The organism is Micromonospora lacuserhaii (genome assembly GCF_036902735.1).
Classification (GTDB): domain Bacteria; phylum Actinomycetota; class Actinomycetes; order Mycobacteriales; family Micromonosporaceae; genus Micromonospora.
Genome location: NZ_JBAKHO010000001.1, coordinates 1 through 24,749 on the forward strand (window position 1 = coordinate 1; position 24,749 = coordinate 24,749).

The window sequence follows — 24,749 nt, forward strand, 5'->3', positions numbered from 1 at the left end:
CCACTGCGGCCACCGCCTCCGCCGGCGGGGTGAGGTCCGGCCCGGCGGCGACCGGCGGGGCCGCGGCCGCCGCCACCCGGCGCGCGGTGAGCAGCGGGTCGGGCCGCAGCAGGACCAGGAGTACGCCGGCGGCGAGCACGAACGCGGCCGCGCTGAACGCGAACGGGCCGGCCAGCGGGGGCAGCCCCCAGCTCCGGGTGACCTGGTCGGCGAGCGCGGCGAAGTTCGGCGCGGAGACCGCCCCGATGGTGGTCGCCCAGACGATCAGCGACAGTTGCCGCCCCCGACGGGCCGGCTCGGCGAGGTCCACCGCGGTGTAGCGGGCCTGGAGGTTCGCCGCGGTGCCGCCGCCGAAGAGCAGCATGCCGAGGAAGAGCAACGGCACGAACCGGGTGACCGCAGAGAGCACCACGAGCGCCCCGCCGACGGCCCCGACGGCGTACGCCACGGCGAGACCGGGCCGGCGGCCGTGCCCGGTCATGATCCGGGTGACCGGGACGGCGAGCAGCGCGGCCCCGACCACGGCGCAGCTCTGCGCGAGCCCGGCCACCGCGGTACCCGCGACCCGGGCGGCCAGCAGCGCCCCCACGGAGATCCCGATGGTGACGCCGATCCCGCCGATGATCTGGGTGGTGAAGAGCAGTCGCAGGGTCCGCCGCTGGATCGACGCGATGTCGGGCGCGGCGACCGGGACGGTCAGGTCGGTGGCCATCGGCGACTCCTCGGTAAGGGGTGACCCATCCTTGCGCACCCGACCGACATGCCGGCACCCGGTTTCGCTACAGGCCGAGCCCCCGGCCGATGATCTCCTTCATGATCTCGGTGGTGCCGCCGTAGATGGTCTGCACCCGCCCGTCCAGCCAGGCCTTCGCCACCGGGTACTCCAGCATGAAGCCGTAGCCGCCGTGCAGCTGCACGCAGCGGTCGGCGACCTTGTTCTGCAGTTCGGTGGTCCACCACTTGGCCTTCGCCGCGTCGGTCACCGACAGCCGGCCGGCGTTGAACTCGGCGACGCAGTGGTTGACGAAGGTCCGCGCGATGGTGACCTCCGTGTCCAGCTCGGCCAGGAGGAACCGGTTGTGCTGGAACTTCCCGATCGGCCGGCCGAACGCCTCGCGCGAGCGGGCGTAGTCGAGGGTCACCGCGAGCAGCTTCTCCGCCGCGGCCACCGCGGCGACGGCGATGCTGAGCCGCTCCCGGGGCAGGTTCGCCATCAGGTGGTAGAAGCCGTGGTTCTCGGTGCCGATCAGGTTCTCCGCCGGCACCCGGCAGTCGTCGAAGAAGAGCTCGGCCGTGTCGTTCGCCTTCAGGCCCACCTTGGCCAGCCGCCGGCCCCGGCTGAACCCGGGGGTGCCGGTCTCCACCGCGACCAGGCTGACGCCGTGCGCGCCCTGGTCCGGCGCGGTCCGCACCACCACGATCACCAGGTCGGCCATCTCCCCGTTGGTGATGAACGTCTTCTGCCCGTTGAGCACCCACTCGTCGCCGTCGCGGACCGCGCTGGTGCGGATCCCCGCCAGGTCGCTGCCGGCGCCCGGTTCGCTCATCGCGATCGCGGTGACCAGATCGCCGGAGCAGAAGCCCGGCAACCAGCGCTTACGCTGCTCGTCGCTGGCCAGCTCGGTCAGGTACGGCGCCACCACGTCGTTGTGCAGGCCGAAGCCGAGGCCCGAGCAACCCGAAGCGACGATCTCCTCGTCCAGCACCGCGTTGAACCGGAAGTCGCGCTGCCCGCCGCCGCCGAGATCGGTGTCGACGTCCATCCCGAGCAGCCCGGTCGCCCCGGCCTTGCGCCACACCTCCCGGTCGACGATGCCGTCGGCCTCCCACCGCTCGTGGTACGGCACCGCCTCGCGGGCCAGGAACTCCCGGCACAGGTCGCGGAACTCCTCGTGGACGGGTTCGTAGAGATGCTGCTCCATGGCGGCCAGTGTGGCACCGCTCACCCGCGCTGCCCAGGGGCCCGGGTCGCCCACCTTCCCGGCCGGCACCGAGCGGGTGTGCGTCGAGTGGGCCTGGGCGCCGGCCGAGGACGGCTCGGTGCTGCGCGGGCTGGACGTCTACCGGGTCCGCGGCGGCCTGATCGTCACCAAGGACGTGTACGGCAAGATCACCGCACCGGCCTGAAGCGCCGCCTGGCTGGCCCGGCGTCGGTCCGAGCGCCACCAGGCGCGGGCGGGAACGCCGTCAGGCGGCCAGGCCGCGGGCGGCCACGGTCAGGTCGGCGACCAGCCCGTCGTACGCCTTGTCCTGGTCGTCGGCGCGGAGCACCGCGGACGGGTGGATGGTGGCCAGCAGCCGGGCCGCGGGGGCGTCGGCGACCTTCCCGGCGCTGTCCACCGGCACCCCGGCGAAGTCCTCCGGATGCTGGGCGGACGCCGGCCACGGCAGCAGCTCGCCACGCTGGCGGGTGACCCGGAACGCGGGGCCGAGCAGCGCCTTGGCGGCGGTCGCGCCGAGCACCACCACCACGTCGGGTCGGAGCCGGGCGAACTCGGCGACCAGCCACGGCCGGCAGGCGGTGATGTGCACCCGGTCGGGGCTCTGGTGGATGCGTCGCTTGCCCCGCAACTCGTGCCGGAAGTGCTTCACGGCGTTCGTGATGTACAGCTGCCCCGGGTCGATCCCGGCGTCGTCGACCGCCTTGCGCAGCAGCCGGCCGGCCGGGCCGACGAAGGGCAGGCCCTTCTGGTCCTCCAGGTCACCGGGCTGCTCGCCGACGAATACCACCCGGGCGCTCTCGTCGCCCCGCCCGAAGACGGTCTGGGTGGCGTCCCGGTAGAGCTCGCAGCCCCGGCAGCCGGTGGCCGCGGCGCGCAGCGCGTCCAGGGTGTCGGCCTGGGGCGGAATGAACTGCTGAGCACCGGGTGCGTTTTCGGTTTCGGCCATGTCGATTGTTATATACCGGTTTCATCGGTGCCGTCGGATCCGGCCCCGCCGTAACCGCCGCCCGGCGGCGGCGTCAGTATCCTCCGCCACCACCGTCACCGCGCGCGAGCGCGATCAACACGATCACCACGATCACCGCAACGGCGATCGCGATCCACAGACCCGTCTTCGACCTGGGCGCAGCCATGGTCACCCACCTCCCGGCCGGGCTTACCCCGGAGCGCCAGGGCCATGCCGGGCCGCGGTCATGCGGTGAAACCACCCGGCGCAGCGGGATGCACCGCGCGGGCCACCGCGTCGGCCACCCGGGCGATCTCGGCCTCGTCGAGCGCGCTGACGGTGATCCGCACGCCAGGCGCGGCGCCGATCCGGTAGAGCGCCCCGGGAGCGACCGACCAGCCGGCGTCGCGTAGCCCCGTGACCACCACGGTCTCGTCCGGCACGGGAACCCAGACGTTGATCCCGGTACGGCCGTGGGCGGGTACGCCGCGGGCGGCCAGGGCAGCCCCCAGCCCGTCCCGGCGCCGCTCGTAGCTCTCCCCCGCCCGCTGCACCAGCGCGGCGGTGGCCGGGTCGTGCCAGAGCGCCAGGACGAGACGTTGCAGCACGGTGGAGACCCAACCGGCGCCGAGCCGGGCCCGGCCGGCCACCCGGGCCACCGTGGCCTCGTCGCCGGCGAGCACCGCCAGTCGCAGGTCCGGCCCGTAGGGCTTGCTCGCCGACCGGACGAAGGCCCAGGCCCCGGTGGCCGCGGCGAGCGGGTGCAGCGGCACCCGGGCCAGCTCGGCGGCGTGGTCGTCCTCGATCAGCAGCAGGTCGGAACGGCCGGCGAGCAGCTCGCGCAGCGCGCCGGCCCGGTCGGCGGAGATCGCGGCACCGGTGGGGTTCTGCGCGCGACTGGTCACCACCAGCGCCCGCGCCCCCAGTGCCAGGGCGTCGCGCACCCCGGCCTCGGTGGGGCCCTCGTCGTCGACCGGCACCCCGATCGGGCGCAGGCCCAGCGCGGCGACCAGGTCGAGCAGGTTGGCCCAGCCCGGGTCCTCCACCGCAACCGCGTCGCCGGGGCGCAGGTGGGCGGTGAGCAGCCGCTCGATCCCGTCGAGCGCGCCCCCGGTCACGGTGATCTCACCGTCGGGCACCCCGTCGGCGGTCAGGCGCTCCCGGGCCGCCGCGGCGAGCGCCGGGAGCACGGCCGTCGTGGCGTACCCCGTGGGCGGGCCGATCTCGGCGGCGAGGGCGGCCAGGTGCGGACCGAGTGGTGGCAGCAGCCGGGGGTCGGGTTGACCCTGGGAGAGGTCGCGGGTGCCGGTCGCCGGCGCCGGGTGCCACGCGGAACGGCGGCCGACGACCGGCGGCCGGGGTCGCACCCGGGTGCCGTGCCGGCCCGCGGTGGCGACCAGGCCGCGCTGGCGCAGCTCCTGGTAGGCCCGGGCGACGGTCGCGGGGCTGACCGCCAGCTCGGCGGCGAGGGCCCGGACCGCGGGCAGCGGGGCGCCCGCCGCGAGCGCGCCGGTGCGGATGCCGGTTTCCACGCTCGCCGAAATCGCGGCCGACGTCGTTCCGCTGATCTGATAATGTGCTGCCACAGTTTCGGTATTGTACTAGAACAAAGGCGGGATGTCGCATGTACCCCCCGACCGCACGGACCACCGCCAGCCGCTCCCGGGAGCGGATGAGCTACGACCGGGCCGCCGCGCACGCGGTGCTCGACGAGGCATACCACTGCGTGCTCGGCTTCACCGTCGACGGCGAGCCCCGCCTGCTGCCCACCCTGCACGTGCGGGTCGGCGACACCCTCTACCTGCACGGCTCCACCGGCAGCCGGCCCCTGCTCGCCGCCCGGGGCGACGCCGGCCTGCCGATCTGCGTCACGGTGACGCTGCTCGACGGGCTGGTCTACGGCCGGTCCCAGTTCCACCACAGCGCCAACTACCGGTCGGTGGTCGCGCACGGGACCGCGCACCTGGTCGCCGACGACGCCGAGAAGATCCGGGTGCTCACCGCGCTGGTGGAGAAGGTGGCCGCGGGGCGCAGCGCGGACAGCCGGCCCCCGAGCCGCCGCGAGCTGGCCGAGACGGCCGTGCTGGCGCTGCCGCTGCGCGAGGTGTCGGTGCGTTCCCGCACCGGCGGCGTCCGCGACGACCCGGCCGACCTCGACCTGCCGTACTGGGCGGGGGTGGTGCCGTTGCGGCTCACCCCGGGGCGGCCCGAACCGGACGCGGGGGTGACCGTGCCGGTGCCGGCGTACCTGCGGGCGGCCGGGTCCGCCTGGCGGGAGGCGGCCACCATGCGGGGCGAGCACGTGCTGCTGGAGCCGCTCGACCTGGCGCACGCCGACGAGCTCTTCGCCGCCACCGCCGAGCCGGAGGTCTGGGCGCACCTGGGCAACCCGCTGCCGGCCGACCCGGCCGCCATGGTGGCCATCGTCGCCACCGCCCTGGCCGACCAGCACCGGGGCGAGCGGGTGCCCTGGGTGCAGCGCTGCGCCCGGACCGGCGCGGTGGTCGGCACCACCTCGTTCTACGAGATCGACCCGGAGCGGCGGGCGGTGGCCATCGGGCACACCTGGCTCGGCCGGCCCTGGTGGCGCAGCGGGATAAACACCGAGGCGAAGCTCCTCCTGCTCGCCCGCGCCTTCGACGAGCTCGGTGCGGTCCGGGTGGTCTGGCACACCGACATCCGCAACACCCGCTCGCAGGAGGCCATCGCCCGGCTCGGGGCGACCCGGGAGGGCGTGCTGCGGATGCACCGGCAGCGGCCCGACGGCTCCTGGCGGGACACCGTCCAGTACGCGATGACCGTCGACGAGTGGCCGAACGCACAGGTCAGGCTCCGGGAAAGGCTTCGTCGTACGGCACCGGTGGGGTGAGGATGGCGGGCGTGCTGGGCATCACCGACATCTGGACGTACGTACTGGGGACCGTGGCGATCATCCTGCTGCCCGGGCCCAACTCGCTCTTCGTGCTCTCCACCGCCGCCAAGCGCGGCGTGGGGGCCGGCTACCGGGCCGCGGGCGGGGTGTTCGTCGGCGACGCCGCGCTGATGATCCTCTCCGCCGCCGGGGTGGCGTCGCTGCTCAAGGCGTTCCCGCCGCTCTTCCTGGTGATCAAGTACGCGGGCGCGGCGTACCTCGGGTACGTCGGGGTGATGATGCTGCGCGGCGCCTGGCGACGCTGGCGCGACCGCAACGACCCGGAGGCGCCGCGGCTGATCGACGCGGCGGAGCCGGCGGCGATGCGCAGCCCGTTCCGCCGGGCGCTGGTGATCAGCCTGCTCAACCCGAAGGCGATCCTCTTCTTCATCTCGTTCTTCATCCAGTTCGTCGACCCGGGGTACGCGTGGCCGGCGCTGTCGTTCCTGCTCCTCGGGTTGATCGCACAGATCACCAGCGCGCTCTACCTGACCGCGCTGATCTTCGCCGGCACCTTCCTGGCCGCCCAGTTCCGGCGCCGGCGGCGGCTGGCCGCCGGGGCGACCACCGGTGTCGCGGTGCTCTTCCTCGGCTTCAGCCTGAAACTCGCCACCGCCTCCGTCTGAGCGCGGGTCAGGTGCCGTCGCCGCCACCACCGCCGATGCCGCCGCCCCCGGCCGTGCCGCCGAGGCCGTAGCCGGGGGCGACCGGCTCGTCGGGCGGGCGGCTGACGTGGGCGGACTCGGTGATCCGGGCCGACCAGTGGGCGTTCGAGGCGGCCGCCGCGTGCCGGTTGATCGCCTCCCGCAGCCAGCCGTCCACCACCGCGACCCAGTCCCGCTGGTCGGTGCCGGCGTGCCAGATCCGGAACCGGCTGATGCTCTGGTGGCTGATCCCGGTCAGCGAGAGCCGGCGGTCCAGCCAGAGGAGCAGTTCCAGGCCGGCCGCGTTGGCCACGAAGATCACCTCCAGCTCGACGATCGGGCCGGCGTAGAGCGGCCCCACCCAGTAACCGAGCCGCTGGTGCACGGGCAGGGTCTGCTCCACCCCGGGCAGCCGGCCCTGGACCAGGCCCGCCTGGCGCATCACGAAGCCGAGGGTGTCCAACGCGGCCAGGATGTGCTGCTGGGTGGGGAGCGGGTGGACGAAGAGCGGCACCATCGCCCCCTGGTCCAGCTCCGGATCCACGGACACCTCGGTCCGCAGCCCGGTGCGCAGGCTCATCAACGGCACCCCGCCGAAGATCGTCACCGGGGTCTCCCAGGGCAGCGGCAGGGCGAAGTCGACCGCCCGCCGCCGCCCGGCCGGTACGACGAACCGACCCCCGATCGGCACCTGGTGGTACTGCACCAGTCGACGCGGACTGCCCGGATCCTCCGGTTCGGCGGTGGCGACCAGCCCGAGCCGGATGTGCCGGACCGGCACGTCGTCCGGGCCGGCGGCGAGCGTCACCCGACCCGGCAGGCGCAGACCCGGACGGGTGCTCGGGTTGGTCAGCGTGGTGCTCACCGAGAGCCCGGTCCAGCCGGACTCCCGCGACACCCCGGTCAACCACATCCGCCCGCTCCCCGTGCCGTCGGCTGTCGGGACCGGCTTTCCCGGCGACCGCCCCGGCACTCCTCCCCGCACTCGAGCCCCGGGAACACGGACCGGCCGCCGGGTCGTGGGGGACCCGGCGGCCGGACGATCACGTCACCGCAGGCGCCGCCCCCGGGGCACCGGGTCTGTCTCGTCGTCGAACTCGCCGATGACCTCCTCGAGGAGATCCTCCAGCGCCACGAAACCGATCGGCCGGGTGGGGCCGCCGCCGTTGCGTACCAACGCCAACTGGGCCTGGTCGGCCCGCATCGCGGCCACCGCCTCGGTGACCGACGAGGTCCCGGGCAGGGTGAACGACCGGGTCATCAGGTCACCGGCGGTCGCCGCCCGGCCGGTGGTGACCGCGCGGACCGCCTCGCGGACGTGCACCAGCCCGCAGACCTCGCCGCCGGTGTCGACCACCGCCAGCCGGGACCGACCGCTGTCCCGGCTGACCTGCTCGATCCGCTCGGCGGAGTCGCCGCGGTGAACCGTGACGATCCGGTCGAACGGTTCCATCACGTCGGCCACCGTGGTGCCCTGCAACTCCAGCATGCTGGTCAGCAGCTCGTGCTGCTCCGCCCCGAGCAGCCCGTGCTCGCGGGACTGTTCCAGCAGGATGCGCAGCTCGTCGGGACCGTGCACCTGGGCGAGCTGGTCCTGCTGGTGCACCCCGACCAGTCGCAGGATGCCGTTGGCGAGCGCGTTGAGCGCCGACAGCACGGGCCGGGCGACCCGGGCGAAGGCCCGGAACGGCAGGGCCAGCAGCGTCGCCGAGCGCTCGGCGTCGGTGATCGCCCACGACTTCGGGGCCATCTCGCCGACCACCAGGTGCAGGAACGTCACCAGCGCCAGCGCGAAGACCAGCGCGATGACGTGGCTGGCCGCGTCCGGCAGCCCGACCACGTTCAGCAGGGGGCTGAGCAGGTGCTCGATCGCGGGTTCGGCGAGCGCCCCGAGCCCCAGGGTGCACAGCGTGATGCCGAGCTGCGCGCCGGCGAGCATCAGGGAGAGTTCCCGGACGCCGTCCAGCGCGGCTCGGGCCGCCCGGCCGCCGCCGGTCGCCGCGTGCTCCAGTCGGTAGCGCTTGGAAGCCACCAGGGCGAACTCGGCGGCCACGAAGAAGCCGTTGAGGGCGAGGAGCAGCACCGAGATCAGCAGGGCGAGCAGGGGGCTCATGCGGCCTCCTTCCCGTCCCGCGCGGCACCGGCCATGCTCAGCCGCACCGAGTCGGCCACGTGCCGATCCACCGCGAGCACCTCGACCAGGGCTTTCGGCCGGTCGTCCGGCTCCTCGCCGTCGGCGGTCAGGCTGATCTCCAACCGGTCGCCGATCTCCGGCACCCGGCCCAGCTCCCGCATGACCAGCCCGGAGAGGGTGTCGTACTCGGGGGCCTCGGGCAGTTCGATGCCGGTGCTGTCGGCGACCTCGTCGATTCGCCAGCGGGCCGGCACCACCCAGGAGCCGTCCTCCTGCCGGGCGGCGGCGCGCTCCGGCGGGTCGTCCTCGTCGCGGATCGGGCCGACCAGCTCCTCGGCGATGTCCTCCAGCGTGATGACGCCGGCGAAGCCGCCGTACTCGTCGACCACGCAGGCCAGCTGCCGGTGCCCGGACCGGAGCCGGTCCAGCACCGTCGGCAGCGGCAGCGTCTCGGGCACCAGCAACGGGGGTACGGCCACCGCGGTGACCGGGGTGGTCGCGCGCTCCGCCGGGGGTACGCCGAGCACGTCGGAGATGCCGACCACGCCGATCAGGTCGTCGACGCCCTCGGCGCCGCGTACCGGGAAGCGGGAGTGGCCGGTGTCGAGCAGCTCAACCACCCGGCTGACCGGCTCGTGGGCCCGTACGGTGTGCACGTCGACCCGGGGCACCATGGCCTCCCCGGCGGTGAGCTCACGGAAGTCGAGCCCCCGGTCGAGCAGGTCGGACATCTCGGCATCGAGGCGCCCCTCCTCGCGGGACTCGGCGATGATCTGCTCGAGGTCCTCCGGGGTGGCCCCGCTGGGCAGCTCCTCGATCGGCTCGATGCCGAGCCGGCGCAGCAGCCGGACGGCGGCCCGGTCGAAGAGGGTGATCAGCGGCCCGGCCAGCCGGAGGTAGATCAGCGTGGACCGGCTCAGCGCCCGGGCCAGGGGTTCGGCGCGGGCGATGGCCAGGTTCTTGGGTGCCAGTTCGCCGAGGACCATCTGCACCACGGTGGCGATGACGAGGGCGAGGACGACCGACACCGGCAGGCTGACGGCGGTGGAGACGCCCACGCCGCCGAGCAGTTCGGAGAGCCCGGCGCCCAGGTAGGGCTCGGCGACGTAACCGACAAGCAGGGCGGTCACGGTGATGCCGAGCTGGGCGCCGGAGAGCATGAACGACAGCCGGCCGGTGACCTCGAGGGCCCGGACGGCCGCCTGGTCGCCGGCGTCGGCCTGCTGCTTGAGCTTGCCGCGGTCCACGGCGACGTAGCCGAACTCCTGGGCCACGAAATAGCCGGTGGCGGCGGTGAGAACGATGATGAGTAGGAGACCGACGACGATCAACACGGGTCGCTCAGGGCTCCCGGGGACGTCGTGGTTGAGGGATGCCGGGCACGACCCGGCTGGCTACTGCTGCCCTCCTGGGCAGAGGAGTCGATCATGCGGCAATTGTATCGGTGCTTGCTGAACGCCCGCTGGAGGTGGAGACAAAGGACCTGCTCGTCCCCTATCGGCGCGGATCGGCGAGCTGGTCGACGTCGAGCAGCTCACGGTTGACCCGGCCGGAGCGGTAGGCGGCCCGGCCGATCATCTGCGCGGCTACCGGGGCGGTCGCGAGCTGGAAGATCCCGACCAGCGCGATCATGCCGAGATCCGCCGGGGTACGCAGCCGCAGCGCCAGCCCGAGCAGCAGGAGCAGCACCCCGAGCACCTGCGGCTTGGTGGCCGCGTGCATCCGGTCCAGCACGTCCGGGAAGCGCAGCACCCCGATCCCGGCGGCGAGGCTGAGCAGCGCGCCGGCGACCAGCGCCAGCCCGCCCAGCCAGTCGGCGACCGTGCCCGCGCTCACGACTCCTCCCGAACGGCGAAGCGGACCAGGGCTACCGAGCCGACGAAGCCGAGCAGGGAGAGCACCACCAGCACGGGCAGCGTGGTGGCGTGCCTGTTCACCGCGGCCTCCGCGCCGACCGCGCCGAGCATGGTGGCGAGCAGCAGGTCGGCGGCAATCACCCGGTCGAGCAGCGACGGGCCGCGGTAGATGCGGGCCAGGGCGAGCAGCGCCGTGACCGAGAGGAGCACGGTCAGCACGACGGCGAGGGCGGTGGTCACGGCTACCTCCGGTCGGCGGGTGGGTCGGTGAGCTGACGCAGTTCGGCGGCGGAGCCGACCGCGCGGACGATCCGTTCCTCCACGGCGAGGACCCGGTCCCGGCTGTCGGTCAGGTCCTCCGGCCGGCGGACGTCGAGCACGTGCACGTAGAGCACGCCGTCGTCCCGGTCCACCTCGATGATCAGGGTGCCCGGGACCAGCGAGAGCAGTTCGGCGGTGAGCGCCAGGTTGAGGTCGGTGCGGATCCGCATCGGCACCGCGATGATCGCGCCGCGCGGCCGGCAGCCGGGGCGTACCGCGATCGCGGCGACGTGGATGCTGGCGCTGACCAGCTCGGCGACGAAGCTGCCGGCCAGTGCCAGCAGCGCGCGGGGGCGCACCCGGCCGCCGAAGGAGACCGGCGGCAGCGGGAAGAACAGCAGCACCGCCGAGCCGACCAGCACGCCGCCGACCAGGTTGCCCCAGGAGAACCGCCCCCAGAGCAGGTTCCAGACGACGACCAGCCAGCCGAGCGCGATCAGCTGGTCCCGCCAGCGCCCGAAGCGGCCGGTTGCCGGCCCGGTCACGGCACACCGTCCGGGTAGACCGCTCGCACGTACGGGGTGCGCTGGCGCAGGTCGGCCGCGGCGTCGGCGGTGACCCGGAACAGCGGCCCGGCGGCGAGGGTGAGCGCAAGGCCGAGCACCACCAGGGCGGCGGTGGCGCCCACCATCAGCGCGGGCAGCCGGACCAGCGGTTCGGCGGTGGCCAGTCGCGGGGCCCGCCAGAACGCGATGTTCCACACCCGGGAGGCGGCGTAGAGGGTGAGCAGGCTGGTCACCGTGCCGGCGACCACCAGCACCCACGGCAGCCCGCCGCCGCTGGCCACCCCGGCCTGGAGCAGGCCGAGCTTGCCGAGGAAGCCGGAGAAGGGCGGGATTCCGGCCAGGTTCATCGCAGGCACGAAGAAGAGCACCGCCAGCAGCGGGGCCACCCGGGCCAGGCCGCCGAGCCGGCGCAGGTCGGTGCTGCCGGCCCGCTCCTCGACCAGCCCGGCGACGAGGAAGAGGGTGGTCTGGATGGTGATGTGGTGCACGACGTAGAAGATCGCGCCGGAGAGCCCGGTGGCGGTGCTCAACGCCACCCCGAAGATCATGTAGCCGATGTGGCTGACCAGGGTGAACGAGAAGAGCCGCTTCATGTCGGACTGGGCCACCGCGCCGAGGACCCCGACCAGCATGGTCAGCCCGGCCACCACCATCAGCGGTCCGGAGACCTGGCCGCCGGGGAAGAGCAGCGTCTCGGTCCGGATGATCGCGTACACGCCGACCTTGGTGAGCAGGCCGGCGAAGACGGCGGTCACCGGGGCGGGCGCGGTCGGGTAGCTGTCCGGCAGCCAGGCGGAGACCGGGAAGACCGCCGCCTTCACGCCGAAGGCGAGCAGCAGCATCAGCTGCAGGCCCAGGCGGAGGCCGTCGGGGAGCGCGTCGAGCCGGGTGGCGAGCTGGGCCATGTTGAGGGTGCCGGTGGCCGCGTACACCAACCCCACCGCGGCCAGAAAGATCATCGAGGAGAGGAGGCTGACCACCACGTACGTCGAGCCGGTGCGGATCCGCGTCTCGGTGCTGCCGAGGGTGATCAGCACGAAGCTCGCCGCGAGCAGGATCTCGAAGCCGACGAAGAGGTTGAACAGGTCCCCGGCGAGGAAGGCGTTGGTGATGCCGGCGACCAGCACCAGATAGGTCGGGTGGAAGATGCTCACCGGGGCCGACTCGCTGGTCTCCCCGCGCCCCTGGCCGATGGAGTAGAACAGCACGCAGAGGGTCACCGCCGAGGAGACCACCAGCATCAGCGCGGCGAGCTGGTCGGCGACGAGCACGATCCCCACCGGCGCCCGCCAGCCGCCCACCTGCACCACCACCGGTCCGTGCCGGTACGCCTCGACCAGCAGCAGCACCGCCACGAGCAGGTTCGCGGCGAGGCAGACGACGCTGACCGTCCGCTGCACCCGGGGCCAGGTGGCCAGGAGCAGGGTCAGCGCGGCGCCGAGCAGCGGCACCACCACCGGCAGCGCGACGAGTTCGGTCACTGCTCACCGCCGGGCCGGCGCAGCCGGCGTCGCGCCGGCTCCGGATCGACCTGTTCCGGGTCGCCGTCCGGACCCTCCCCGCCGAGGTCCCGACTGGCCACCTCGTTCTCCTCGGCCAGCCGGATGATCTGCCGGTCCTCGAGGTCGTCCTGCACCTCGTCGTCGCCGGTCAGATGCCAGCTGCGGTACGCCACGGCGGCCAGGAACGCGGTGATCCCGAAGGTGATCACGATGGCGGTGAGCACCATCGCCTGCGGCAGCGGGTCGCTGAAGTCCTCGACCGGCCCGGTCCCCACCACCGGCGCGCCGCCCGATCGGCCGCCGAGCAGGATGAGCAGGTTCACCCCGTTACCGAGCAGGATCACGCCGAGCAGGATCCGGGTCAGGCTCCGCTCCAGCAGCAGGATGACCCCGGTCGCGGCGAGCACGCCGATGACGACCACCAGCACCAGCGTCGGTCCCGCCCCGGCCACCCTCACCGCCGGTCCTCCTCGCGGTCGACGACCAGGCCCCGCTCGGACTTGCCGGCCGCCTCGATGTGCCGGTCCACCTCCGCGCCGAGACTGCGCAGGATGTCCAGCACCAGCCCGACCACGATCAGGTACACGCCGATGTCGAAGAAGAGCGACGTCACCAGGTAGGGCTCGCCGAGGCCGGGCAGCGGCAGGTCCACCCGGGTGCTCTCCAGCACCGTCCCGGTGGTCAGCAGGGCCACCGCGGCGGAACCGACCGAGACGGCCAGCCCGGCGCCGAGCACCGTGCCGGCGCCGACGGGTGCGGACTCGGCCAGCTCGTACCGGCCGCCGGCCAGGTAGCGCACGGCCAGTGCCAGGCCCGCTACCAGGCCGCCGGAGAACCCGCCGCCGGGGGCGTTGTGGCCGGAGAAGAGGAGGAAGAGCGAGAAGAGCACGACGGTGTGGAAGATCAGCCGGGTGACCACCTCGAAGACGATGGAGCGGCGCCGCTCGCTGAGGGTCGCGCCGCCGCGCAGCCAGATCGGCCGGGCGTCGGGCCGGTCCGTCTCCGGCTCCGCCCGCCGTGGCCGGGGCCCGGTCCGGGACCGCTCGAAGATCAGGCTGGCCACCCCGGTGGCGGCCACCACCAGCACCGAGATCTCGCCCATGGTGTCCCAGGCCCGGATGTCCACCAGGGTCACGTTGACCACGTTGCGGCCGTACCCCTGGAGGACCGCGAGGTCTGCGAAGGCGGTGGAGATCGGCACGGCGGTGCGGGAGTCGGCCGCGACCAGGGCGAGTCCGGCGAGGACGACGCCCACGCCGGCGCCGATCAGCCGCCGTACCCACCGGCTGCGGCGCAGCGGGCGGGCCGAGAAGCGTTCCGGGAGCCGGCGCAGCACCAGCACGAAGACCGCGATGGTGGCCGTCTCCACCAGGAACTGGGTCAGCGCCAGGTCCGGCGCGCCGTGCAGCACGAAGAGCATCGCGCTGCCGTAGCCGGTCACCCCGACCAGCAGCATCGCCGTCAGCCGCCGCCGGGCGCCGAGCGCGAGCAGCGCCGCCACGGCGATCACCAGGCCCACCACCAGCTGCACCGGGGTGTCCCAGAGGGCGATCCGGGCCTGCCATGGCCGGGTGCTGAGCAGCGCGGCGCCGGGCACCAGCACGAGGACCAGCAGTACGGTGCCGAGGTACTGCGGCAGCGAGCCGCGCTGGGTGGCGCCGGTGACCTCGATCGCCATCCGGTCGAACTGGTGGGTCGCCCACTCGTACCCCTGGTTGCCGCCGACCGGCGAGCGGAGCCGGGCCAGGGCCGGGGAGAGCGGGCCGCGCACCGCGTGCAGCACGAAGCCGGCGGCGAGCGCCAGCGCCGACAGGCCGAGCGCGGGGGTGACGCCGTGCCAGAGCGCCAGCTTCTCGTGCGGGGCGCCGAAGAGCTCGGCGTACGGGCGCAGCAGCCCGTCCACCCCGGCCGCCGCGGGGCCGGCGGCCAGCCCACCGAGGGCGAGCAGGGCCGGCGGCAGGAGCATCGGCAGCGGCGCCGGTTCCACCTCGGTGGGCGCCGTCCCGGCCCGGGTGCCGAAGGCGCCCCAGAGGAACCGGATGCTGTACGCGACGGTGAGCGCGGTGCCGGCGACCAGCCCGGCCAGGACCAGCGGCCGGTACGCCAGCGCGGCGAAGACCGCCTCCTTGGCCACGAAGCCGAGCAGGGGCGGCACTCCCGCCATGGACGCCGCAGCGAGGGTGGCCACTGCGGCCAGCACCGGCGCACGCCGCCCGACCCCGGAGAGTTCCCGCAGGTCACGGGTGCCGACGTCGTGGTCGATGATGCCGACGACCAGGAACAGTGCCGCCTTGAACAGGGCGTGTGCGGCGAGCATCAACACCCCGGCCAGCGCGGCGTCGGCGGTGCCAGCCCCGAGCACCACGGCGAGCAGGCCGAGCTGGCTCACCGTGCCGTACGCGAGCAGCAGCTTCAGGTCGCACTGGCGCAGCGCCGCCCAGCCGCCGGCGAGCATGGTGACCAGGCCCAGGGTGAGCAGCACCGGCCGCCAGCCGGTGGTGTCGGCGAGCACCGGGGCGAGCAGCCCGATCAGGTAGACGCCCGCCTTCACCATCGCGGCGGCGTGCAGGTAGGCGCTGACCGGGGTGGGCGCGGCCATCGCCACCGGCAGCCAGGCGTTGAACGGCACGATCGCCGACTTGGCCAGCGCGCCGGTCAGGATCAACAGCACCGCGGCGACCAGTGCACCGCCCCCGGGCAGCGGCGCGCCGGCGATCTCGGACCAGCGGTACGTCCCGGCGTGCCCGCCGAGGATCAGGAAACCGAGCAGCATCGCCAGCCCGCCCAGGGTGGTGACGGTGAGCGCCTGGGCGGCGGCCCACCGGCTGGCGCGCCGCTCCGTGCTGTGCCCGATCAGCAGGTAGGAGAAGACCGTGGTGAGTTCCCAGAACACGTAGAGCAGCAGCAGGTCGTCGGCGAGGACCAGGCCGAGCATGGCCCCGGCGAAGGCCACCAGCACCGCCACGAACCGGGCCAGCCCGCTGGCGCCGCGGTGGAAGTACCGGCCGCAGTAGACGAGCACCAGCGCCCCGACGCCGCCGACCAGCAGGGTCATCAGCCAGGACAGGGTGGTCATCCGCAGCGCCACGTCGAGGCCCAGTTGGCCGATCCAGTCGTACGTCTCGACGACCGCGCCGCCGTCGCGGACCGCCGGGGTACGCGCCAACGCCCAGCCGACCGCGGCGGCCGGCACGAGGGCGAGCAGGTAGCAGGCGCGCGGGCCCCACCACCGGACCAGCAGGGGCGCGACGAGCGCCGCCGACAGGTGGAGGAGCAGCAGGGCGAGCACGCGTCCTCCCCCGGTCGATCTGGCGGCGCGCGACCGGGTGGAATGTCCCGGTCAGCACCGATCACACGCCAGATCGCCGCGCGAGGGGTGCTTTTCCGGAAATCACCTCGTCAGGCCGGGCTGGGGCACGGCCTGACGAGCGGGGTCAGCGCAGCGCGATGTCGCCGGCGGGAACCGCCGCCCCCCGGGCCGGGCGGTCGCGGCGGGTCTCGACCTGCAGGTCGGGGCGGCCGAGCTGGAGGGCGACCTTGTTGACCACCCGTTGGGCCGCGGCGAGCGAGCGCACCGAGAGCAGGTTGCCCCGGCTCTCCCGGCGGAGCACGAAGTAGTGCACCGCGGCCCGCACCTGCCCCCGGTCGGCGGCGCTGGCCTGGGCGGTGGAGACGACCAGCTCCCGCAGGCAGCCGGCGAGCTGCTCGGCCAGCTCCAGCTCGGGGCCGCGCAGACTGGCCCGGAGCGCGGCGAGATGACTGTCGACCTTGCGGATGAGCACGTCGGTGGCGGGCGCGAAGCCGGGCTCCTCCACGGTCATCCGATCCCCTTCACCCGACGCTGCGTTCCGAGTGAAGTTACTTTATGTTGCGCTGCGCAAGCAAGCAGTTAAGTAAGACTTAACACGTCAAGTGCCACTTCCAGCCGCGTAAGACCCGCAGCCGGACAGAACCCCGTTCCGCCCCGACCGGATGTCACACCGACGGGGCAGGATGGGGGGGTGACGGATCGGGCGAGCGGGTCGGCGGCGGCCGAGGTGATGGCCGGCTTCGGCGCGGCGACCCGGGAGTGGTTCCGCGCCGCCTTCGCCGCCCCCACCGCCGCCCAGACCGGTGCCTGGCGGTCCGTCGCCGCCGGGCGCAACGCGCTGGTGGTGGCGCCGACCGGCTCCGGCAAGACCCTCGCCGCGTTCCTCTGGTCGCTCGACCGGCTGGCCAAGGAGCCGCCGCCGGCCGAGGCCCGCCAGCGCTGCCGGGTGCTCTACGTCAGCCCGCTCAAGGCGCTGGCGGTCGACGTCGAACGCAACCTGCGCGCCCCGCTCGCCGGCATCCGGCAGGCGGCCACCCGGCTCGGCGTCGCGCCGCCGAACATCACCGTCGGGATGCGCACCGGCGACACCCCCGCCGACGAACGCCGGGCGTTCGCCCGTACCCCGCCGGACATTCTCATCACCACGCCCGAGTCGCTGTTCCTGCTGCTCACCTCCGCCGCCCGGGATTCGCTGCGCGGCGTCGAGACGGTGATCCTCGACGAGGTGCACGCGGTGGCCGGCACGAAGCGCGGGGCCCACCTGGCGCTCTCCCTGGAACGGCTCGACGAGCTGCTCACCACCCCCGCCCAGCGGATCGGCCTCTCCGCGACGGTCCGGCCGATCGACGCCTGCGCGCGCTTCCTCGGCGGCGCCCGCCCGGTGGACGTGGTCCAGCCGGCCACCCCCAAGACGATCGAGGTGAGCGTCCAGGTCCCGGTGGAGGACATGACCCGCCTGGACGAGCAGGAGCAGCCCCGGGAGGACGACCTCGGCGGCCCCGGCCCGCGCCGGGCGTCGATCTGGCCGGCCGTCGAGGAGCGGGTTTTCTCGCTGATCAGGGCGCACCGCTCCACCATCGTCTTCACCAACTCCCGGCGCAGCGCCGAACGGCTCTGCGCCCGGCTCAACGAGCTGGCCGCCGAGGAGCTGGCCGCCGCGACCGCGCCACCGGGCGGCCCCGACGCCGAGCGTGGCGCGGACGCCTGGGGTGGACCGATCGGTCCGGTCCGGGCCCCCCGGCCCCCGGCCGAGGTGATGGCCCAGTCGGGCGCGGCGGCGGGCGCCGCGCCGGTGATCGCCCGGGCCCACCACGGCAGCGTCTCCCGGGAGGAACGCAAGCACATCGAGGAGGCGCTCAAGTCCGGCCAGCTCCCCGCCGTGGTGGCCACCTCCAGCCTGGAGCTCGGCATCGACATGGGCGCGGTCGACCTGGTGGTGCAGATCGAGGCGCCGCCCAGCGTGGCGGCCGGCCTGCAACGGGTCGGCCGGGCCGGGCACCAGGTCGGCGCGGTCTCCCGCGGTGTGGTGTTCCCCAAGCACCGCGGCGACCTGCTCTCCTGCACCGTGGTCGCCGAACGGATGGCCGAGGGCGCGATCGAGGAGCTGCACTACCCGCGCAACCCGCTGGACGTGCTCGCCCAGCAGGTCGTCGCGATGGTGGCCCTGGAGCCGTGGCGGGTCGGCGACCTGGCCGTGCTGGTCCGCCGGGCCGCGCCCTTCGCCGAGCTGCCCGAGTCCGCCCTGCACGCGGTGCTCGACATGCTCTCCGGCCGCTACCCGTCCACCGCCTTCGCCGAGCTGCGCCCCCGGCTGGTCTGGGATCGCGCCACCGACGTGCTCACCGGCCGGCCCGGCGCGCAGCGTCTCGCGGTGACCAGCGGCGGCACCATCCCGGACCGGGGTCTCTTCGGCGTCTTCCTGGCCGGCGCGGAACGCGCCGCGCGGGTCGGCGAGCTGGACGAGGAGATGGTCTACGAATCCCGGGTGGGCGACGTGTTCCTGCTCGGCTCGTCCTCCTGGCGGATCGAGGAGATCACCCCCGACCGGGTCCTGGTCTCCCCCGCCCCCGGCCAGGCCGCCCGGATGCCGTTCTGGAAGGGCGACCAGCTGGGCCGCCCGGTGGAGCTGGGCCGGGCCATCGGCGCCCGGATCCGCGCCCTGATCCGGCAGAGCGACGAGGCCGCCGTCGCCGCGCTGCGCGCCGGCGGGCTGGACGACTGGGCCGCTGGCAACCTGATGGCCTACCTGCGCGAGCAGAAGTCCGCCACCCGCTCCCTGCCGGACGACCGCACCGTGCTCGTCGAGCGGTTCCGCGACGAGCTGGGCGACTGGCGGATGGCCGTGCACAGCGTGCTCGGCGCCCGGGTCAACGGGCCGTGGGCGCTGGCGATCGGCCGTCGGCTCGCCGAGCGGTACGGCGTCGACGCGCAGGTAATGCCCTCCGACGACGGCATCGTGGTACGGCTGCCGGACATCGCGGAGGATCCGCCCGGCGCCGACGTGGTGGTCTTCGAACCCGACGAGATCGCCCAGCTGGTCGAGGAGTCGGTGGGCACCTCCGCGCTCTTCGCCTCCCGGTTCCGCGAGTGCGCCGCCCGCTCGCTGCTGCTGCCCCGCCGCGACCCGCGCCGCCGCCAGCCGCTCTGGCAGCAGCGGCAGCGCGCCGCCCAACTGCTCGACGTCGCCCGGGAGTACGCCGACTTCCCGGTCACCCTGGAGGCGGCCCGGGAGTGCCTCCAGGACGTCTTCGACCAGCCCGCCCTGGCCGAGCTGATGCGCGACCTGGGCAGCCGCAAGGTCCGCCTGGTCGAGGTGGAGACCGAACGCCCCTCGCCGTTCGCCCGCTCGCTGCTCTTCGGGTACGTCGGCGCGTTCCTCTACGAGGGGGACGCCCCGCTGGCCGAGCGCCGGGCCGCCGCGCTGGCGCTGGACTCCACCCTGCTCGGTGAGCTGCTCGGCCGGGTGGACCTGCGCGAGCTGCTCGACCCGGCGGTGCTCGCCGAGACCGAGCGGCAACTGCGCTGGCGCACCGAGCAGCGCCGCCCGCGGGACGCGGAGGACGTGGTCGAGCTGCTCCGGGTGGTCGGCGACCTCACCGAGGCGGAGCTGGCCGAGCGGGGCGCGCCGGTGGACTGGCTGACCGAGCTGGAAGCGGCCCGCCGGGCGCTGCGGGTCCGGATCGCCGGCGAGGAGCGCTGGGTGGGTGTCGAGGACGCCGGCCGGCTGCGCGACGCGCTGGGCGTGGCCCTGCCGGTCGGGGTGGCCGAGGCGTACCTGACGCCGGTGGCCGACCCGCTCGGCGACCTGGTCGCCCGGTACGCCCGCACCCACGGCCCGTTCACCGCGGCGACCTGCGCGGCCCGCTTCGGGCTCGGCGTCTTCGTGGTGGAGCAGGCGTTGCGTCGGCTCGCCGCCACCGGCCGGGTCGTCTCCGGTGAGTTCGCACCGGACAGTGTGGGCACCCAGTGGTGCGACGCGGAGGTGCTGCGGCTGCTGCGCCGCCGCTCGCTGGCCGCGCTGCGCCGGGAGATCGAGCCGGTGCCGCCGAAGGCCCTCGCCGCGTTCCTGCCCCGCTGGCAGCAGGTCGGCTCGTCGGCCCGGGGCGTGGAGGCGCTCGCCGCGACGGTCGAGCAGCTCCAGGGCGCTGCGGTGCCCGCTTCGGCGCTGGAGCGCCTGGTCCTGCCCGCCCGGGTGGCCGACTACTCCCCCGCCCAGCTCGACGAGCTCTGCGCCAGCGGGGAGGTGGTCTGGGCCGGCTCGGGAGCGATCTCCGGTGGGGACGGCTGGGTCACCCTGGCGTACGCGGACGCCGCGCCGCTGCTGCTGCCCCCGCCGGACGACGCGCTGGCCCTCACCCCGTTGCACGAGGCGGTCCTCGACGCGCTCGGCGAGGGGCAGGCGCTCTTCTTCCGCTCCCTGGCCGACCGGGTCGGCTCGACCGACGACGCCGCGCTGAGCGCGGTGGTCTGGGATCTGGTCTGGGCCGGCCAGCTCACCAACGACACGCTCGCTCCGCTGCGCGCGGCGCTGGGCGGTGGCGGGGCGCACCGGTCCCGGCCCACCGCACCGCGGACCCGCTACCGCCGGCCCGGCCGGGTCGCGCTGCCGACCCGGGGCGGTCCGCCCACCGTGGCCGGGCGCTGGTCCCGCCTCCCTGAGCGGGACACCGACCCGACCCGGCGGGCCGCCGCCCTCGCCGACGTGCTGCTGGAACGGCACGGGGTGGTGACCCGGGGCGCGGTCGTCGGCGAGCAGGTGACCGGTGGTTTCGCCGCGGTCTACCCGGTGCTCTCCGCGCTGGAGGAACGCGGGGTCGCCCGGCGCGGCTACTTCGTGGAGGGGCTGGGGGCCGCCCAGTTCGCCGTGCCCGGTGCCGTGGACCGGATCCGGGCGCTCGCCGACCCCGCCGACGGGGCCCGGGGGCGGGGCGGCCCCACGGTGGTGCTCGCGGCGACCGATCCGGCGAACCCGTACGGCGCGGCGCTGCCCTGGCCGGAACGGGTCGTCGACTCGGGTGACGGCGCCGCCCCGGCGACCGGGCACCGGGCCGGGCGCAAGGCCGGCGCGCTGGTCGTGCTGGTCGGCGGCGACCTGGTGCTCTACGTCGAGCGGGGCGGTCGGACCATCCTCTCGTTCACCGACGACGGCGACGCGCTCACCGCGGCGGGCAAGGCGCTGGCCGACGCGGTCCACTCCGGTGCGCTGGGTGCCATCTCGGTGGAGCGGGCCGACGGCGAGGCGGTGCGCTCCTCACCGCTGCGGGACGCGTTGACCGCCGCCGGATTCCGGGCCACCCCACGCGGGCTGCGCCTGCGCGGCTGACCACCGCCGGGACGGGCGTGTCGCCGGACCTGCCGGATCCAGTGGTGGGCAGCCGCTTCCCCGGCCAGCGCCTCCGTGGCCCGCAGGCCGCCGGTTCAGGTCAGGTCAGCTTGGCGAGGACGTCGTTGTAGCGCTTCTGCTCCGCGACCGCCGTCCGGGTGCCCAGGTAGTTGAGCACCACCGCGCCCTTGCGGTACGCGTCGGCGCCCCAGATGTCGGTCTGGTTGCTCGCGGTGGCCTCGTCCGGGAAGACGTACACCGAGACGGCGTCGGTGACCAGCAGCTGGGCGCAGCCGACGCCGAGGCCGTTCGGCCCGCAGTCCCGGGACCGGTCGCGCAGGTTCGGCACCTTCAGGCCGGCGGCCTTGAACGCGTCGACCACCTTCTGCGCGGCGGGCGTTCCGGTGGCCTTGGTGGGCATCACGAACGGCGGGGTGGACGGGCTCTCCGACGGAGTGGGCCGCTTGCCGCTGCCGCTGGTGGCGGCGGCGGCGGGCTCCTCGGGCGGGGCGGCCGCGCTGGTGGCCGGGGCATTCGACCGGCCGCCGTCGGCCCACGCTCCGCCATCCTTCTCGTCGGCGGAATCGCTGCCGCAGCCGGCGAGCCCGGCAGCGATGAGAACGGCGGCTGCGGTCGCGAGGATACGAAGGCGTGTCGTCACCCCGGCAGTCTGCCGGAACCCGCTCCGGTGGCGGCACCGGCCGGTCGGTCGATCGCGATCCCCGGTCAGCGGTAGCGGTACGCCGGCTAGCCTTCCGGCATGGCCCCGACCGCCTGGATCTCGCTGACCACCGACTACGGCCTCGCCGACGGTTTCGTGGCCGCCTGCCACGGGGTGATCGCCCGGTTGGCCCCGGCGGTCCGGGTCATCGACGTGACCCACCTGGTGCCCCCGGCCGACGTGCGGCGGGGCGCCGCGGTGCTCGCCCAGACCGTGCCGCACCTGCCGTACGGGGTGCACGTCGCCGTGGTCGACCCGGGCGTCGGCACCGAACGGCGCGGGATCGCGATAGTCAGCCCGGGCGGGCTGCTGGTGGGGCCGGACAACGGCCTGCTGCTGCCCGCCGCGGCCGCGTTGGGCGGGGTGACCGCGGCGGTCACGCTGGACAATCCGCAGTGGTGGGCGCCGGAGGTGTCCCGCACCTTCCACGGCCGGGACGTCTTCGCACCGGTCGCGGCCCGGCTCGCCCTCGGCGCCCCGCCCGCCGAGGCGGGATCGCCGGCCGACCCGGCCGACCTGGTCGCGCTGCCGCCCCCGATGCTGCGGCGGGAGGCGGGCGGCTTCACCGCCGAGGTGTCCACGGTGGACCACTTCGGCAACGTCCAGCTCGCCGCCGGTCCGGAGCTGCTGGACCTGCTGGACGGGGAGCTGACGGTGGCCGGGCGGCCGGCCGTCCGCGGGCGGACCTTCGGCGACGCCCCGGCCGGGGCGCTGGTGCTCATCGTCGACTCCGCGGGTCTGCTGGCGGTAGCGGTGAACGGGGGCCGGGCGGTGGACCTGCTCGGCGTGGCGCCGGGCGACCCGGTGACCGTCCGGGTTCGGTGAAAGCGGCAGCTGCCGGAACCCGTCGGGTGTGGAATGCTGCTGCGGTGGGTGAGGTCTGGGTTCCCGTCGTCTGTCCCTGCTGCGCGTCCCGGACCGGTGGTGGCACCTGTCCGGTCTGCTTCTGGACCGACGACGGGCAGGGCGACGCCGACGCCGAGGTGGTGCGGGGCGGCCCGAACGGCGACATGAGTCTTGCCGACGCGCGGCTGAACTTCGCCGTCTACGGGGCCAGCCATCCCCGCTACCAGGAGATGGTGCGTCCGGCGCACCCCGACGAGCGACCCTGAGGCACCCGCCGGGGCGGCGCTGACCGGCGGGGGCGGCGCCGGGGAAACACTGCCGCCGCGCCCCCGGGTAGCCCCGGGGACGCGGCGGGTGTCAGCCGATCGTCAGTTCGTCGGGATCAACTGACCCACCAGGCCGTGCTGCTCGTCGTCCGGCCCCGCGCTGAACCAGAGCGTTCCCTCGCCGCCGGTCTTCTCGGTGCCGGGCAGCAGCGCCCACAGGCCGTCGATGGTGATCGTGTCACCGTCGTCGTCTCGCAACTGGCCCTCGAACTCGTCACGATCGAAGACGTTGATCCGGCCGTCGCCGAAGTTGCCGACCAGCAGGTCGCCGGCGAACCTGCCGAAGCTGTCCGGCGCGATGGCCAGGCCCCACGGTGCGTTCAGGGTCCCCTCGCTGGCGATCCGGCGCACGTGCCTGCCGGCGTGGGTGAAGAGGTTCACGAAGCCGAGCCCTTCACCGGCCACGTCGTCCTCGGCGTCCGCGTCCTGCTTCGCGTAGGTGACGTAGACCCGCTCATCGACCGTCAACACGTTGAACGGCGCGAACCCCTCGGGGATGTCCTCGTCCTGGAAGACGCATTCCGGCAGCTCGACCCTGTCGAAGTTCTCATCGAACACGTCGATGCGGGCGTTGTGGAAGTCGGTGGCGAGCAGAAAGTCGCCGAAGCCCGTCTTCAGCAGGGCGACTCCCTTGTAGATCGCATCGTCCGTGTGGGCGACGACGACCGCCTTGGTGCCCGCGTCCGGGTTCCAGGCCGTGACGTCACCGCCCTCGCTCACGAAGATGAACCGGGCCGGTTCGTTGTCACCCCGCCCCGGCACCTCGAAGCCGTCCGTGTCATTGAACGCCGCTCCCGTCGGCGCGCCACCGGGAATGGTGACGGTGAGATCCACCTTCTCGACGGGCTCGCCGTCCACACCCCCGCGATAGACGGTGGCCGTGTTCGTGCCGTTGTTGGACACCCACAGCGGCGTCTTCGGCCCCAGGGCCAACCCCCAGGAGTTGACCGCGTCCGGGTCGACGACGGCCGGATCTCGTGAAGCCTGATCTGACACCTGGTTTATCACGTCGAAGCGAGGCGCTCCGTGTTCACCGTGGCCTCCGTCGTCCGCCATCGCCGGACTGCCTACCGCGGTAGCCGCCGCCACCGCTCCGATCGCCACCAGCCGCGCGATCTTCGTCGCCATTTCTGCTCCTTTTCGTCGACTGACAAGGGGGCCTGCGTCCGCCGACGAGCCGGGTACTGGCGCAGGCGCGGGCACGGGAGCCACAGCTGGCTTCGGAGAGGGAAGTTTGCGGAGCCTTTCGCCGTCTCGAGTCGTTGGGCACCCGCAGAAACCCTTCCACGAGGATGCGAACCGAGTGCCGGTTTAGTGAAGAAATATCAGGTTTCCACCTGGTAGGGGGGAATGCCTACCGGCGTACTGCGGAACCGGACCCCGGCCCACGGCGTCAGCCTGCCGAACGCAGGCGCGGGGCCGACGGGGCGCCGCTGGCGGCGAGCGCCGGCCGGCGGCGG

Annotated in this window: 21 protein-coding genes and 1 pseudogene; 6 read left to right on the forward strand and 16 right to left on the reverse strand. The window is 74.2% G+C overall.

The features are described from left to right. Positions 1 to 712: pseudogene (locus V6U81_RS00005) on the reverse strand (MFS transporter); the annotation flags it as partial. Between the two features lie 67 nt (positions 713 to 779). Further along, positions 780 to 1,922, reverse strand: coding sequence for an acyl-CoA dehydrogenase family protein (locus tag V6U81_RS00010; protein WP_334482467.1), 1,143 nt, complete (start codon positions 1,920 to 1,922; stop codon positions 780 to 782). On the opposite strand from V6U81_RS00010, the gene V6U81_RS00015 reads away from it, so the two are divergent. After that, positions 1,921 to 2,127, forward strand: coding sequence for a hypothetical protein (locus tag V6U81_RS00015; RefSeq protein WP_334482470.1), 207 nt, complete (start codon positions 1,921 to 1,923; stop codon positions 2,125 to 2,127). The genes V6U81_RS00010 and V6U81_RS00015 overlap by 2 nt on opposite strands. A 60-nt stretch (positions 2,128 to 2,187) precedes the next feature. Here V6U81_RS00015 and V6U81_RS00020 read toward each other — a convergent pair whose 3' ends face one another. Together V6U81_RS00020 and V6U81_RS00025 are read right to left on the reverse strand one after the other, a co-directional pair. After that, complete coding sequence (locus tag V6U81_RS00020; protein WP_334482473.1) at positions 2,188 to 2,889, reverse strand: UdgX family uracil-DNA binding protein; 702 nt, start codon at positions 2,887 to 2,889, stop codon at positions 2,188 to 2,190. Between the two features lie 245 nt (positions 2,890 to 3,134). Further along, positions 3,135 to 4,475, reverse strand: coding sequence for an aminotransferase class I/II-fold pyridoxal phosphate-dependent enzyme (locus tag V6U81_RS00025; protein WP_334482476.1), 1,341 nt, complete (start codon positions 4,473 to 4,475; stop codon positions 3,135 to 3,137). Between the two features lie 38 nt (positions 4,476 to 4,513). On the opposite strand from V6U81_RS00025, the gene V6U81_RS00030 reads away from it, so the two are divergent. Then, positions 4,514 to 5,758, forward strand: coding sequence for a bifunctional pyridoxamine 5'-phosphate oxidase family protein/GNAT family N-acetyltransferase (locus V6U81_RS00030; protein ID WP_334482479.1), 1,245 nt, complete (start codon positions 4,514 to 4,516; stop codon positions 5,756 to 5,758). Between the two features lie 2 nt (positions 5,759 to 5,760). Next, entirely contained in the window at positions 5,761 to 6,426 is a 666-nt protein-coding gene (gene leuE / locus V6U81_RS00035) for a leucine efflux protein LeuE (RefSeq protein ID WP_334482481.1), read from the forward strand. Between the two features lie 7 nt (positions 6,427 to 6,433). Here leuE and V6U81_RS00040 read toward each other — a convergent pair whose 3' ends face one another. From V6U81_RS00040 to V6U81_RS00085, 10 genes are all read right to left on the reverse strand, one after another. Then, positions 6,434 to 7,357 (reverse strand): sporulation protein, encoded by a 924-nt coding sequence (locus V6U81_RS00040; RefSeq protein WP_334482484.1) that lies wholly within the window; start codon positions 7,355 to 7,357, stop codon positions 6,434 to 6,436. A 135-nt stretch (positions 7,358 to 7,492) separates the two neighbouring features. Then, complete coding sequence (locus V6U81_RS00045) at positions 7,493 to 8,557, reverse strand: hemolysin family protein (protein WP_334482486.1); 1,065 nt, start codon at positions 8,555 to 8,557, stop codon at positions 7,493 to 7,495. Next, positions 8,554 to 9,912, reverse strand: a complete 1,359-nt coding sequence (locus V6U81_RS00050; RefSeq protein WP_334482489.1) for a hemolysin family protein — start codon at positions 9,910 to 9,912, stop codon at positions 8,554 to 8,556. Before V6U81_RS00050 ends, V6U81_RS00045 begins: the two co-directional genes overlap by 4 nt. A gap of 160 nt (positions 9,913 to 10,072) precedes the next feature. Continuing rightward, positions 10,073 to 10,414 (reverse strand): monovalent cation/H(+) antiporter subunit G, encoded by a 342-nt coding sequence (gene mnhG / locus V6U81_RS00055; protein WP_334482492.1) that lies wholly within the window; start codon positions 10,412 to 10,414, stop codon positions 10,073 to 10,075. Next, complete coding sequence (locus V6U81_RS00060; RefSeq protein ID WP_334482495.1) at positions 10,411 to 10,674, reverse strand: MrpF/PhaF family protein; 264 nt, start codon at positions 10,672 to 10,674, stop codon at positions 10,411 to 10,413. The genes mnhG and V6U81_RS00060 overlap by 4 nt, the downstream gene beginning before the upstream one ends. A gap of 2 nt (positions 10,675 to 10,676) precedes the next feature. Beyond that, positions 10,677 to 11,240, reverse strand: coding sequence for a Na+/H+ antiporter subunit E (locus tag V6U81_RS00065; protein ID WP_334482497.1), 564 nt, complete (start codon positions 11,238 to 11,240; stop codon positions 10,677 to 10,679). Beyond that, entirely contained in the window at positions 11,237 to 12,742 is a 1,506-nt protein-coding gene (locus V6U81_RS00070; protein WP_334482499.1) for a Na+/H+ antiporter subunit D, read from the reverse strand. Before V6U81_RS00070 ends, V6U81_RS00065 begins: the two co-directional genes overlap by 4 nt. Next, positions 12,739 to 13,215 carry a Na(+)/H(+) antiporter subunit C gene (locus tag V6U81_RS00075; protein ID WP_334483130.1) on the reverse strand — a complete coding sequence of 159 codons (477 nt, stop codon included), beginning with the start codon at positions 13,213 to 13,215 and terminating at the stop codon, positions 12,739 to 12,741. Before V6U81_RS00075 ends, V6U81_RS00070 begins: the two co-directional genes overlap by 4 nt. 2 nt (positions 13,216 to 13,217) lie before the next feature. Beyond that, on the reverse strand, positions 13,218 to 16,052 hold the full coding sequence (locus tag V6U81_RS00080) for a Na+/H+ antiporter subunit A (RefSeq protein ID WP_334482502.1): 2,835 nt from the start codon (positions 16,050 to 16,052) through the stop codon (positions 13,218 to 13,220). A 145-nt stretch (positions 16,053 to 16,197) separates the two neighbouring features. Continuing rightward, positions 16,198 to 16,584, reverse strand: coding sequence for a hypothetical protein (locus V6U81_RS00085; protein ID WP_334482505.1), 387 nt, complete (start codon positions 16,582 to 16,584; stop codon positions 16,198 to 16,200). 219 nt (positions 16,585 to 16,803) lie between these two features. Between V6U81_RS00085 and V6U81_RS00090 the strand changes: the two genes are divergently transcribed. Beyond that, on the forward strand, positions 16,804 to 21,396 hold the full coding sequence (locus tag V6U81_RS00090; RefSeq protein WP_334483133.1) for an ATP-dependent helicase: 4,593 nt from the start codon (positions 16,804 to 16,806) through the stop codon (positions 21,394 to 21,396). A 100-nt stretch (positions 21,397 to 21,496) separates the two neighbouring features. On the opposite strand, the gene V6U81_RS00095 is transcribed toward V6U81_RS00090, so the two are convergent. Continuing rightward, positions 21,497 to 22,057: a hypothetical protein gene (locus V6U81_RS00095; protein WP_334482508.1), complete on the reverse strand. Its 561-nt coding sequence runs from the start codon at positions 22,055 to 22,057 to the stop codon at positions 21,497 to 21,499. A gap of 99 nt (positions 22,058 to 22,156) precedes the next feature. Here V6U81_RS00095 and V6U81_RS00100 point away from each other — a divergent pair, with 99 nt between their 5' ends. Together V6U81_RS00100 and V6U81_RS00105 are read left to right on the forward strand one after the other, a co-directional pair. Then, entirely contained in the window at positions 22,157 to 22,942 is a 786-nt protein-coding gene (locus V6U81_RS00100) for an SAM hydrolase/SAM-dependent halogenase family protein (RefSeq protein WP_334482510.1), read from the forward strand. A 44-nt stretch (positions 22,943 to 22,986) separates the two neighbouring features. Continuing rightward, positions 22,987 to 23,229: a CPCC family cysteine-rich protein gene (locus V6U81_RS00105; protein ID WP_334482512.1), complete on the forward strand. Its 243-nt coding sequence runs from the start codon at positions 22,987 to 22,989 to the stop codon at positions 23,227 to 23,229. 102 nt (positions 23,230 to 23,331) lie between these two features. Here the strand turns inward: V6U81_RS00105 and V6U81_RS00110 are convergent, their stop codons facing one another. Then, positions 23,332 to 24,492, reverse strand: a complete 1,161-nt coding sequence (locus tag V6U81_RS00110) for a TIGR03118 family protein (protein ID WP_334482514.1) — start codon at positions 24,490 to 24,492, stop codon at positions 23,332 to 23,334. Positions 24,493 to 24,749 lie beyond the last annotated feature (257 nt).

Excerpts from the sequence above, each read along its gene's own strand:
- leuE (WP_334482481.1), top strand. The coding sequence starts at position 5,761 with ATGGCGGGCGTGCTGGGCATCACCGACATCTGGACGTACGTACTGGGG.
- V6U81_RS00010 (WP_334482467.1), bottom strand. The coding sequence starts at position 1,922 with ATGGAGCAGCATCTCTACGAACCCGTCCACGAGGAGTTCCGCGACCTG.
- V6U81_RS00030 (WP_334482479.1), top strand. The coding sequence starts at position 4,514 with ATGTACCCCCCGACCGCACGGACCACCGCCAGCCGCTCCCGGGAGCGG.
- V6U81_RS00045 (WP_334482486.1), bottom strand. The coding sequence starts at position 8,557 with ATGAGCCCCCTGCTCGCCCTGCTGATCTCGGTGCTGCTCCTCGCCCTC.
- V6U81_RS00100 (WP_334482510.1), top strand. The coding sequence starts at position 22,157 with ATGGCCCCGACCGCCTGGATCTCGCTGACCACCGACTACGGCCTCGCC.
- V6U81_RS00085 (WP_334482505.1), bottom strand. The coding sequence starts at position 16,584 with ATGACCGTGGAGGAGCCCGGCTTCGCGCCCGCCACCGACGTGCTCATC.
- V6U81_RS00020 (WP_334482473.1), bottom strand. The coding sequence starts at position 2,889 with ATGGCCGAAACCGAAAACGCACCCGGTGCTCAGCAGTTCATTCCGCCC.
- V6U81_RS00015 (WP_334482470.1), top strand. The coding sequence starts at position 1,921 with ATGGCGGCCAGTGTGGCACCGCTCACCCGCGCTGCCCAGGGGCCCGGG.
- V6U81_RS00040 (WP_334482484.1), bottom strand. The coding sequence starts at position 7,357 with ATGTGGTTGACCGGGGTGTCGCGGGAGTCCGGCTGGACCGGGCTCTCG.
- V6U81_RS00090 (WP_334483133.1), top strand. The coding sequence starts at position 16,804 with ATGGCCGGCTTCGGCGCGGCGACCCGGGAGTGGTTCCGCGCCGCCTTC.